Here is a 10578-nt window from a genome sequence, read left to right on the forward strand (position 1 = left end):
CCCGTGGGTCATCTGCAAGCCTTATCGTGAGGGAAACGTCAGATCAGGCCAGCAGTCCGGAAGCTGGTTACGCCGCCCGTTCCGGCGATCAGGTGATCGTGCACCGTGATGTCGAACGGGTCCAGCACGTCGATGATCTCGCGGGTCATGTCGATATCGGCGCGGGACGGCGTCGTGTCGCCGGAGGGGTGATTGTGCACCAGGATCAGGCTGGAGGCCTGCAGTTCGAGGGCGCGCCGGGCGATTTCGCGGGGATAGACCGGGGCATGGTCGACCGTGCCGTGGCCCATCACCTCGTCAGCGATCAGCTGGTTCTTGCGGTCCAGGAAGAGGACGCGGAACTGTTCGCGGCCCTCATGCTGCAATTCGGTGCGAACATAGGCGATCAGCGCCGACCATGAGGAAATCGCCGGACGTTTCCGGATTTCTTCGCGCGAGGCGCGTGATTGCAGGTCTGCCACCGCTTTCAGGTAGGCCGCAACGGTTTCGCCAATGCCGTCCACCTTGACCAGGTCGGCCGGCGGAGCGGCCAACATGCCCGACAGGCTGCCGAAACGGGCCATCAGGGCCTTGGCAATGGGCTTGACGTCCCGGCGCGGGATGAAGGCCATCAGCATCACTTCGAGAAGTTCATAGTCTTCGAGCGCCCCGGCGCCGCGTGTCAGCAGCTTGCCGCGCAGGCGGTCGCGATGGCCCTGCCAGTGTGGTTCAACCTGGGGTTCGCGCGCGCCCCCCGACATTGTCTACGGTTTGACCGTGTGAGGCGTATGCCAGCCTTTGGGCGACAGGGTGAAGATCTCAAAGCCGGTTTCCGTCACCCCGACAGAATGCTCGAACTGGGCCGACAACTGCCGGTCGCGGGTCACGGCGGTCCAGCCGTCGGGCAGGATGGCCGCATCCTTGCGACCGAGGTTCAGCATCGGTTCGACGGTGAAGAACATGCCGGGTTTCAATTCCGGGCCTGTACCGGTTTCGGCCGAGTGGACGACATTGGGTTCGTCATGGAACAGGCGCCCGAGGCCGTGGCCGCAAAAGTCCTCGACCACGGACATCCGGTTCATCCGGGCAATTTCCGAGATGGCCCCGCCAATGTCACCGAAATGAGCGCCCGGTTTCACGGTGCTGATGCCGGCCATCATGGCTTCATAGGTGACATCCATCAGGCGTTCCGCCTTGCGCTTCACGTCGCCGACGCCGAACATCCGCGAATGGTCGCCATGCCAGCCGTCGACGATGACCGTCACGTCGATATTGGCGATGTCACCTTCCTTCAGGGGCTTGGGCCCCGGAATACCGTGGCAGATGACATGGTTCACCGAGATGCACGAAGCGTGGCGAAAACCGCGATAACCGATGGTTGCCGACTGCGCGCCATGGTCGAACACGAAATCACGGATGAGGTCGTCGAGGTGTTGCGTGGTGACGCCGGGTTTGACTTCCGGCACCAGCATGTCGAGGCATTCGGCGACCAGCCGCCCCGCCCGACGCATACCGGCAAACCCCTCCGCATCATGGATGCGGATTTCGCCGGTTCGCATGGGCAGCAGGAGAGAAGTGTCGGTCATTGGTCTGGCTTTCAGGTGTCTGGCCCGCAATGTGGCAGTGATTGGGGGAAAATTCTACCCCGGCGCCTGTGATAATCAGGCGTCCAGGCTGGCCGTCAGTGTCAATTCGATGGCGCCCAGGGCGACGGAAACCGGGCAGGATTCCTTGGCCTTCCGTGCGGTGGCGAGAAAGTCGGCCTCGCTGGCGCCCGGCACCTTGCCAACCAGGGTCAGGGCGCTCTGCGTGATCTGGAACCCGCCGCCGTCCTTGGGTTCCACGGTTACGACCGCCTTGGCCTCCAGGCGCGCCGCGGGTGTGCCGGCCTCGGCCAGCATGTGCGACAGCTGCATGGCAAAGCAGCCGGCATGGGCTGCGGCGAGCAATTCCTCGGGATTGGTGCCGGACTTGCCGCTTTCATCCTGGAAGCGCGTCTTGAACGAATAGGGCTGGGACGACAGCGCGCCACTCTGGGTCGTGATGTCGCCGGTGCCATCGGTGAGCGCGCCGCTCCAGACGGCCGTAGCTTGACGTTTCATGGGGAACTCCTCGGGCTGGGGTGGGAAGGGGTTCCAGAGATATGGGTGGCCGGCTGCATGGTTCCAGCAGGGGAAAACGTCGCAAGCCGGCGATTTTTCGATGGCGGCCGCGACCCGACGTTATCACGTAGATGGGCCCGGTTCTTGTTGCTTTGGACGCGCGGCCCGGTATCTTGGGGCAAGGTCAATCGGGGAACAGATGCTTCATGGAAATTCGCAGCCCCCGCCTCAGGCAAATCGCCATCGCCCTTCTTTTTACTGCGGCCACCGCATGCGCGTCCGCGCCGCCCGTGGCGCCAGCGCCGGTCACGTTCGACGCGCTGGCGGAATCCGCGTCCGCGTCCGGGACCGGGTTCTCGGAGCAGGGGCTGGCGCCACTGGATGCAGCCATGGCGGCCGCGGTCGATGACGGCGCGGTCAAGGGCATTTCAACCCTGCTCGTCAAGGACGGCAAGGTGGTTCACTATTTTGACCACGGCATCCGGCGCGAGGCAGACCAGGCACCGATCACCGAAGACACGATCTTCCGTATCTACTCGATGTCCAAGCCGCTGACCGGCGTTGCACTGATGACCCTGTACGAAGACGGCGCGTTCAGCCTGGATGACCCGATCACGAAATTCGTGCCGGAGTTTGCCGGTCTCAAGGTGCTGAGCGGAACCGACGCTGACGGCCAGCCGATTCTCGCCGAGATGGACCATGTGCCGACGATGCGGGAGCTGATGAGCCACACGGCCGGCTTTGGCTACGGCCTCGGCGGAGACGATCCGGTCAATACCGCGTTTCGCGAACAGGGCGTCCTGGCCTCACCCGACCTGGAGACGTATATTTCCAGGGTCTCCGGCATCCCGCTGCTGTTCCAGCCGGGCAGCAACTGGTCCTACAGCACCGCCGTGGATATCCAGGGCTACATCATCCAGAAAATATCAGGCAAGCCGTTCGGGCAATACCTGAAGGATGAGGTCCTGGCGCCGCTGGGCATGACGGACACTGCGTTCTTCGTGCCGGATGAAAAGCGAGACCGGTTTGCAGACCTCTTCACGATCGATCCCGAGACCGGGGAGCAGGTTCCGATGGAAGGACCGCGTGTTGCCTATCGCGAAGGCGCGTTCGGCATGGAGGCAGGTGGGCACGGCCTTGTCTCGACGCTCCCCGACTATGCCCGCTTCTGCCAGATGCTGGTCAATGGTGGCGAGTTGAACGGCGTGCGCATTCTCCGTCCCGAGACGGTCAAGCTGATGCGCACCAATGTCCTGCCGGACAGTTTCCACCTGTTCTCGGACGGTACGAGCGTCAACCCGGACAGGGCTGGACACGGCTTCGGCCTTGATTTCGGTGTGCTGGTGGATCCGTCTGCGACGGGCACCCTGACCCCGGCGGGAGCCTATTACTGGGGCGGCGCGGCCGGCACATGGTTCTGGATCGACCCGGTCAACGACCTCTTCTTCATCGGCATGGTTCAGCTGTTTCCGGCCGGAAGCATGGATCACGCCTTCCGGCGGACGTCCGGCGACCTCGTGTACAAGGCGCTCGACAAGTGACGGAACCCTCACCGACCGCCGCTGTCCTTCTGATCGGGGACGAGCTCCTTTCCGGGCGCACCCGCGATGTCAATCTCCAGCAGATTGCGACGTATCTCGGGCCGCTTGGTATCCAGGTGCATGAGGCGCGGACGGTGCCTGACGTCCAGGCGCGCATTGTCGAGGCGGTGAACGCGCTGAGGGCAGCCTACACCTATGTCTTCACGACCGGCGGCATCGGTCCGACGCATGATGATATTACCGCCGACGCGATCGCGGCTGCCTTCGGTGTCGGGATAGGCGAGCATCCCGATGTCATCGCCATGCTGTCGGAACGGTACGCCGAGATGAAGACCGAGTTCAGCCCGGCGCGCCGCCGCATGGCCCGCATTCCGCATGGCGCGACACTGGTGGCCAATCCCGTGTCCGGTGCCCCGGGCTTCCAGATGGAGAATGTCTTCACCCTGGCCGGCGTGCCGCAGGTTGCCCGCGCCATGCTGGAGGATATCGGGCCCCGTCTTCGCACCGGGGCGGTCGTGCACAAGGTCACCATTCGCGGTATCGGCTTGCGCGAGGGCGATATCGCCGAACCGCTCGGCGCGCTGGCCCAGGAAATGCCGGACGTTGCGTTCGGCTCCTATCCCTGGTTCCGGTCGGTCGGAGACAATGGTGTCCATCTCGTCGCCAGCACGATACACCCTGACCTGATCGAAAGCGTGACCCGGCGCCTGGAAGACATCATTTCGGCAACAGGGGTCAAACCCGAACGCATCGTGGAGGGGGCGGCATGAACAGGCTGTTGGACTTTATTTCGCGGACACCGGTCCTGATCGGCTCGTTCATCCTGATGATTGTGGTTGCGGCCGGTTTCGTCTGGGCACGCGGCTTCATGGACGGGACATTCCTTGACCTCGAGATGAGCGGTCCGGCCGCGATGCAGCGCCTGTCGGAAATGACGCCGGACCAGCGCAATGTCCAGTTCTGGACGACGCTGGTGCTCGATACGCTCTTCCCGCTGGCCTATGGCGGCTTTTTCGGCGGCCTTGCGGCGCGCTTCGGCGGCAGCCGCCGGCTGCTCGCGACGCTGCCAATGCTCCTCGGTGTCGGGTTCGACTTTGCCGAGAACATCACCCAGGTGCTGGCCGTGAAGGGCTTTGACTCGCTGCTCGCAGCCAAGACCTTCCTGACGCCGGTCAAGTTCGGGCTGGTCGATATCGGCATTGTTATCGGGATTGTCCTGGCGCTGATGGCGCTGGTGCGTCACCTCCTGAAACCTCGCGCCGCGTAAACCTCGCCACAGCAGACTGCGCGGGCTAGACCCCATTCCAGAGCAGACACAACAGGAGACATCTTCATGTCGGACCCCATCATTCACGTTGAGCGCGACGGCGCGGTTGCGATTGTCACGCTGAACCGACCGGAAGCGCTGAATGCCCTCAACCGCGCGCTGCGCATGGAAATCTGCCGCGTGTTCGAGGAGCTGAAAGCCGACCCCGACATCCGCGCCGTTGTGCTGACGGGCTCGGGGCGCGCGTTCACGGCGGGCGTTGATCTCAAGGAAGCCGGCCAGACCGGCTTTGCCCTTGGCGCCGATGGCAGTGACATCGACATTGCACAAGCGCTCGGCGCCTATCCCTGGCCGATCATCGGGGCGATCAACGGGTTCGCCATTACCGGCGGGTTCGAGCTGGCCCTGATGTGTGATGTGCTGCTGGCCTCTGAACACGCGAAGTTCGCCGACACGCATGCCCGGGTCGGCATCATGCCGGGCTGGGGCCTGTCGCAGAAACTTTCCCGCCTGATCGGCATCAGCCGCGCCAAGGAGCTTTCCTTCACCGGCAATTTCCTCGACGCCGACACCGCCGAGCGCTGGGGCCTGGTCAATCGCGTCTATGCGGCCGACGAGCTTGTGCCTGCGGCGCGGAAGCTGGCGCACGAGATGGCCGGCTGTGATCCGGTGCTGCTGCGCGGCTACAAGAAGATGATCGATGACGGATTTGCCATGCCCTTCGGCGAGGCGCTCCGGGAAGAAATCCGCCGCTCTGCCGCGCATGCCGCCAGCGTCACTGCCGAGAGTGTCGAAGCGGCCCGCAAGCAGGTTACCGAACGCGGCCGCGGCCTGAACTGACTTACAAAAAACCTGAGGAAATGAGTATGAGAGACGTTGTTATCTGTGAACCCCTGCGTACGGCCGTGGGGGGGTTTGGCGGAGCCTTCAAGACCGTGCACGCGCATGAGATGGCCAGCCATGTCATCAGCGAATTGATGGCGCGCACCAAACTGCCGGCCGAAGCGGTCGAGGACTGCCTGTTCGCGCAATGCTATCCGACCATGGAAGCGCCAGCCTTTGGGCGCATGGTGGCGCTGGATGCCGGGCTGACCACGTCGACGGGCGGCTACCAGATCGACCGGCGCTGTGGCTCCGGCCTGCAGGCGGTGATCAATGCCGTGATGCAGGTGGCGACCGGCGCGAACGACCTGGTCATCGCGGGCGGCGCGGAGAGCATGTCGAACGCTCCCTTCTTCTCGATCGACATGCGCTGGGACATCAAGGGCGAAGGCCTGATGCTGCAGGATGGCCTGTCGCGCGGACGCTACACCGCCGGCGGCAAGCATCATCCCGTGCCGGGCGGCATGATCGAGACGGCCGAGAACCTTCGCCGCGACTATCAGATCAGCCGCGAAGCGCAGGACGAGTTCGCATGGAATTCCCACCAGAAGGCCGCTGCGGCCCAGAAGACCGGCAAGTTTGCCAGCGAAATCACCGCCTACACGGTCAAGGGCCGCAAGGGCGATACGGTCGTGTCCGAGGACGAGCACATCCGGCCGGATTCCACACTCGAGAAGCTGGCCTCCCTGCGCGCGATCCGCGGCAAGGTCGATCCTGAAGCGACGGTCACGGCCGGCAACGCGTCCGGCCAGAATGACGGTGCGGCAGCCTGTATCGTCTGCACGCGCGAAGCGGCCGACAAGTATGGCCTGAAGCCGCTGGGGCGGCTGGTTTCCTGGTCGGTGGCCGGCGTCGGACCGGACGTGATGGGCATCGGGCCGGTGCCATCGTCGGAAAAAGCCATGAAGACGGCCGGGCTGACAGTGAAGGACCTCGACCTGATCGAGCTGAACGAGGCGTTCGCCTCGCAGGTCCTTGCCTGCACCAAGGCGCTCGGCTTCACGGACGCCGACATGGACCGGCTGAACGTCAATGGATCCGGGATTTCGCTCGGCCACCCGGTCGGCGCGACGGGCGTGCGGATCCTGACGACACTGCTCTATGAAATGGAGCGGCGCGAGGCCCGCTACGGCCTTGAAACCATGTGTATTGGCGGCGGGCAGGGGCTGGCCGCGATATTCGAGCGGGTCAGCTAGGGCAGCGCCCGCCATCCGCTCGCAGCTTGCCAAGTTCGCCGGGCCCGCATAGTCACAACGGCTGTGCGGGCGTGGCGAAATTGGTAAACGCAAGGGACTTAAAATCCGAGTTCCAGTGCCTAAGAAAATGCTATTAAAAAACAGTGATGTAGAGTTTTTCTGTGCCACAGGTTTGGTCTTGTTTATGGCTACAGACAGTCGAGCGCTCTCAACTTTTTCTGGAGTAACCAGTTGATTTACAAAGCGATTTTTCTTGAGATGGATCGTGGACAGTTCACGGTCTCCAACGGATTTTTTGCTGTGCCGTGAAGCTGTGCCATGAGATAGGAAATCTTCCGCGTGCTTGGTGGAACTGGTAGACACGAGCGACTTAAAATCGCTTTCCTCACGGAGTGCGGGTTCAACTCCCGCAGCGCGCACCACAGGCTGCAATTAAAGGAACAGTTCACTGAACGATTTTAGGAACTTCATCAACTCAGTTCCCAAGGCGATTTGGTTGGCCTTTATCGTGCCACCTATCATTTCGGCTGTGGCGAGCTTTGCGTTGTTTCAAAGTCTTGTAACGGCAAATTTCACTGCGCTTGGTGACAGGATCGATGACTCTAATGAAGCTAACGCGCGAACACTGAGTGAGTTTAGCAAACGGCTAGACGACACGACCGCGACTCTGCGAGACTTTCGCGATGCCTCGATCAGGATCGAAACGACCGTTTCTCAGATGGATGCGGACAACAAGTTCATTCGTGATTTTGTCACTGAAGTGCGCAACATGAGAAATGGATTGGAGCAGGGGCCAAATCTCATTGAAACCAGATATGACCGTCTTCCAATGGGCGCCGCACTGGGTGGAAGTATCGTTCAAGACTTCCCCACATACACTAGGGAGTTGTCTTTTGACGCGTCCGACGTTGAGATCGGAGCAGCGGAAAAGCGATTGAAGACTTTGCTGCGCAAGAGGCTGCTGAGCGACAGGGGATACGCTTTTTCAGATGCGATACATGAGGTTATTGTACTTAAGAATATTGTTGAGCCGCTGAATGGGAAACCTGCGCGACTGGACCTTACTGCAGTAGTGATGGAGCGAGAGGTGGACGATGAAGAGTGAGAGTGAGGCACAGCTGTGCCTTGTGCCAAATTCTGTGCCTGAGAGTGTAATTTGACGGCACGGATTGGAAAAAAATATAGTAAAATCAAGGATGCGTTTCGCATCCGTAGAACTTAAAATCCCTCGGCCGCAAGGCCTTGCCGGTTCAAGCCCGGCCGCCCGCACCATCCCACCCTGAGACAGACGTGTTGCGCCAAAGTCACATTTTGGCGCGAAGCGACACAAATCGGTCCCTGGTTACCGAAATCTTGCTGGCCCGCCTCATGCAAGTCTCGCATGGCACCTATATCCGCTCTGAGGGAACAAACGGGGGCGGGGCTGCATATCTAAGACGGAACAAGAAAATCCGTCTCGAAGGACCTAGAAGATGTTACGCGCCGTATTTGTATCCACCGCACTTGTCCTGTTTACCCTGTCAGCTCAGGCCAGTCCTGAAGCCGAGGCGGTCATCGCCAGTGCTGCGACCCAGATTTCGGGCGCAGAAGCCGGCGACCAGGCGATCACGGAATCCGTCGATATCGAAGCCATTGCCCGGTTTACGCTGGGGAAATATTCGCGCCAGATCAGCGATGCGGACAAGGTCCGCTTCACGGAGGCCTTCGAGGACTTCCTGGTCGGTACGTTCAGGGAGCAGAAGAACAAGCTGAGAAACGCCAGCGTGGAGGTGATCGGCTCGATCGACCGCAATGACCGGGATTCGGTTGTTGAAACGCGCGTGACCCAGAAGGGCGAGGAACCCCAGACCGTGCGCTGGCGGGTGATCCAGCGCGATGGCGCCTGGCGCGTCGTGGATGTGGAAGTGCTCGGCCTGTGGCTGGCCATCGAACAGCGTGCCCAGATCGCCGCCATTCTCGACAAGCCGCGCGCCACGATCGACGATGCCATCGCCGCGCTGAATTCCTGATCCGGCCCGCCTGAAGCGGTTTTCGGGACAAAAATTCGAGCGCCCCTGCGGGTTTGACGCCTGTGGGGGCGCTTCGCATTCAAGGGACGGGTTTTCAGAGGCGGGCCTCGGTCAGGTGTCGGGGATGGGGCCGATCCGGACCAGCCCTGCGCCTGGGCCTGCTGCGGGGCAATCGCAATGCGATTGCTGATCCCTTCGCAGCCCCGGAGTGAACCGGGGGCGCGGGCATTGGATGTCTGTGAGGGCAAGCCGCAGCCGATCCGATACGGGTGCACGGAAACAGCCCGAACGCTGCACGGACATGTCGTCAGACAGCCGGACGAGCACGACCCGCCCGTTCCACGTCACGCCCCAGAGCATTTGCGTGCCGGGGTGGCCGGCCGCCCTGAACCATGCCTTAAGGCGCTGGATGCGCCAGAAGATCAGCGGCCAGATCGGCAGCAGGTACCAGGGCAGGCCCGGCATGGGGGTGAGGAGGGAAAAGGCTGGCATCGGCGGCCATTATACACGCAGGTCTGGAGGCGTTGGATAAGTCTGCGTGTCTCCCTCGCTCACTCGGGGAGTGCGTGAGGCAGGCACAACGGTCGTGTCGCGGAATCAGGGAGCGGGTATCCTCACGGCCGCAAATGATGCGAGGTCCCGCCCTGCTATCCGTCCCAGCGGATCGCTTGCAAAGGCAAATCCATATTTATACAAGGATGTCCGGGCAATGCTGCCGGGAAAGACTCGTTCGGGACGTCGAGGTTCTGACGATTTTCTACAATTTGCTTGGAACCGCCGATGAAAATCGTACTCCATGTGGGACATGGAAAAACCGGGACAAGCTCCCTCCAGTCCACGCTTCGAATCAATGCTGATCGTTTGGCGCAGTCTGGTATAATCTATCCCCTGCCGGAAAAGCGTGCCGGCCACAGCGCGCTATTGGCCATGTTCAAGCCACATGGAAAACGGCCTCGCATTTACCGAAAAATATCGGCGGATCGATGGAGCAATATCGGTAAAGAGATGCACGCCCAGATTATCGGCGCATCGGGAGACATTCTTGTTCTCTCAAGTGAATACATTTACATGCAGCCCGAATATTTCCAGACTCAGCTGTACAAATACCTCACCAAAATATCCGATGACATATCCGTGCATGCCTGGATCCGGGATCCGGTGACCTATTACAGGAGTGCGCGCGCCCAGATGCTGCAGGCAGTGGGCAACGACTCTGATCGTATGCCCCTGATGCCAGAAAAAGCGTCACTCAATCATCCGCGGCGTGTCCAGCGATTGCGCAAAGTATGGGGTGCGCAGTCCGTACAATTGCACCCATACAACAAGAGCCTGATGACAGACGGAAATTCGGTGTCCGACTTTTTTGCAAAGGCCCTTCCCGAAGCTGCTGGTCTGTACCTGCGGCAGGTTCAAAGCAATTTGCGCCCAACAGATCCACTTACGGATGAGGAGGAGCGGATTGTTCGCGATGCCTGCAAGGATGATTACGAGTTCCTTGCGAAGGAAGGCCTGGAGATCTGAAGCCTAACCGTCCGGAATTCACTCCAGAATGATTTTACCGCAATCTCCTAGACCGTCAGCCAGGCCGGGCGGACATAGGGT

Annotated in this window: 12 protein-coding genes and 1 tRNA gene; 9 read left to right on the forward strand and 4 right to left on the reverse strand. The window is 61.2% G+C overall.

What is annotated here, in order from left to right; genetic code table 11:
• Window positions 1-38: 38 nt before the first annotated feature.
• The 3 genes from radC to HJO_RS15970 form a co-directional block, all read right to left on the reverse strand.
• The gene (gene radC, locus HJO_RS15960; RefSeq protein ID WP_035618952.1) at window positions 39-740 is read right to left on the reverse strand and encodes a RadC family protein; all 702 of its coding nucleotides are present in this window, start codon (window positions 738-740) and stop codon (window positions 39-41) included.
• A gap of 3 nt (window positions 741-743) precedes the next feature.
• Window positions 744-1565 (reverse strand): type I methionyl aminopeptidase, encoded by an 822-nt coding sequence (gene map / locus HJO_RS15965; RefSeq protein WP_035618956.1) that lies wholly within the window; start codon window positions 1563-1565, stop codon window positions 744-746.
• A 75-nt stretch (window positions 1566-1640) separates the two neighbouring features.
• Window positions 1641-2081 (reverse strand): OsmC family protein, encoded by a 441-nt coding sequence (locus HJO_RS15970; RefSeq protein WP_035618959.1) that lies wholly within the window; start codon window positions 2079-2081, stop codon window positions 1641-1643.
• Window positions 2082-2287: 206 nt separating this feature from the next.
• Here HJO_RS15970 and HJO_RS18735 point away from each other — a divergent pair, with 206 nt between their 5' ends.
• The 8 genes from HJO_RS18735 to HJO_RS17950 all read left to right on the forward strand — a co-directional run bounded on the left by HJO_RS18735 (window position 2288) and on the right by HJO_RS17950 (window position 8976).
• On the forward strand, window positions 2288-3622 hold the full coding sequence (locus HJO_RS18735; protein ID WP_035618962.1) for a serine hydrolase domain-containing protein: 1335 nt from the start codon (window positions 2288-2290) through the stop codon (window positions 3620-3622).
• Window positions 3619-4392, forward strand: a complete 774-nt coding sequence (locus HJO_RS15980; RefSeq protein WP_035618965.1) for a competence/damage-inducible protein A — start codon at window positions 3619-3621, stop codon at window positions 4390-4392. Before HJO_RS18735 ends, HJO_RS15980 begins: the two co-directional genes overlap by 4 nt.
• Window positions 4389-4889 carry a hypothetical protein gene (locus tag HJO_RS15985; RefSeq protein ID WP_035618967.1) on the forward strand — a complete coding sequence of 167 codons (501 nt, stop codon included), beginning with the start codon at window positions 4389-4391 and terminating at the stop codon, window positions 4887-4889. The genes HJO_RS15980 and HJO_RS15985 overlap by 4 nt, the downstream gene beginning before the upstream one ends.
• A gap of 66 nt (window positions 4890-4955) precedes the next feature.
• On the forward strand, window positions 4956-5729 hold the full coding sequence (locus HJO_RS15990; RefSeq protein ID WP_084142124.1) for an enoyl-CoA hydratase: 774 nt from the start codon (window positions 4956-4958) through the stop codon (window positions 5727-5729).
• Between the two features lie 26 nt (window positions 5730-5755).
• On the forward strand, window positions 5756-6967 hold the full coding sequence (locus tag HJO_RS15995) for an acetyl-CoA C-acetyltransferase (protein WP_035618970.1): 1212 nt from the start codon (window positions 5756-5758) through the stop codon (window positions 6965-6967).
• A gap of 337 nt (window positions 6968-7304) precedes the next feature.
• Window positions 7305-7389, forward strand: a tRNA-Leu gene (locus HJO_RS16000).
• A 74-nt stretch (window positions 7390-7463) separates the two neighbouring features.
• Window positions 7464-8072 (forward strand): hypothetical protein, encoded by a 609-nt coding sequence (locus HJO_RS16005; RefSeq protein WP_156945794.1) that lies wholly within the window; start codon window positions 7464-7466, stop codon window positions 8070-8072.
• Between the two features lie 367 nt (window positions 8073-8439).
• A complete protein-coding gene (locus HJO_RS17950; RefSeq protein ID WP_051618711.1) occupies window positions 8440-8976 on the forward strand; it encodes a Tgt2/MlaC family protein in 537 nt (178 codons plus the stop codon).
• Window positions 8977-9087: 111 nt separating this feature from the next.
• Here HJO_RS17950 and HJO_RS16015 read toward each other — a convergent pair whose 3' ends face one another.
• Window positions 9088-9468 carry a hypothetical protein gene (locus HJO_RS16015; RefSeq protein ID WP_156945797.1) on the reverse strand — a complete coding sequence of 127 codons (381 nt, stop codon included), beginning with the start codon at window positions 9466-9468 and terminating at the stop codon, window positions 9088-9090.
• Window positions 9469-9756: 288 nt separating this feature from the next.
• On the opposite strand from HJO_RS16015, the gene HJO_RS16020 reads away from it, so the two are divergent.
• On the forward strand, window positions 9757-10497 hold the full coding sequence (locus HJO_RS16020) for a hypothetical protein (RefSeq protein ID WP_156945800.1): 741 nt from the start codon (window positions 9757-9759) through the stop codon (window positions 10495-10497).
• The last annotated feature ends 81 nt before the right edge of the window (window positions 10498-10578 follow it).

The sequence above is a fragment of the Hyphomonas johnsonii MHS-2 genome, from assembly GCF_000685275.1.
Lineage (GTDB): Bacteria > Pseudomonadota > Alphaproteobacteria > Caulobacterales > Hyphomonadaceae > Hyphomonas > Hyphomonas johnsonii.

Bases quoted from the DNA above. Each gene is read 5' to 3' on its own strand.
- radC (WP_035618952.1), bottom strand. From the start codon at position 740: ATGTCGGGGGGCGCGCGCGAACCCCAGGTTGAACCACACTGGCAGGGC.
- HJO_RS15970 (WP_035618959.1), bottom strand. From the start codon at position 2,081: ATGAAACGTCAAGCTACGGCCGTCTGGAGCGGCGCGCTCACCGATGGC.
- map (WP_035618956.1), bottom strand. From the start codon at position 1,565: ATGACCGACACTTCTCTCCTGCTGCCCATGCGAACCGGCGAAATCCGC.
- HJO_RS16020 (WP_156945800.1), top strand. From the start codon at position 9,757: ATGAAAATCGTACTCCATGTGGGACATGGAAAAACCGGGACAAGCTCC.
- HJO_RS16015 (WP_156945797.1), bottom strand. From the start codon at position 9,468: ATGCCAGCCTTTTCCCTCCTCACCCCCATGCCGGGCCTGCCCTGGTAC.
- HJO_RS15985 (WP_035618967.1), top strand. From the start codon at position 4,389: ATGAACAGGCTGTTGGACTTTATTTCGCGGACACCGGTCCTGATCGGC.
- HJO_RS15995 (WP_035618970.1), top strand. From the start codon at position 5,756: ATGAGAGACGTTGTTATCTGTGAACCCCTGCGTACGGCCGTGGGGGGG.
- HJO_RS15990 (WP_084142124.1), top strand. From the start codon at position 4,956: ATGTCGGACCCCATCATTCACGTTGAGCGCGACGGCGCGGTTGCGATT.
- HJO_RS17950 (WP_051618711.1), top strand. From the start codon at position 8,440: ATGTTACGCGCCGTATTTGTATCCACCGCACTTGTCCTGTTTACCCTG.
- HJO_RS18735 (WP_035618962.1), top strand. From the start codon at position 2,288: ATGGAAATTCGCAGCCCCCGCCTCAGGCAAATCGCCATCGCCCTTCTT.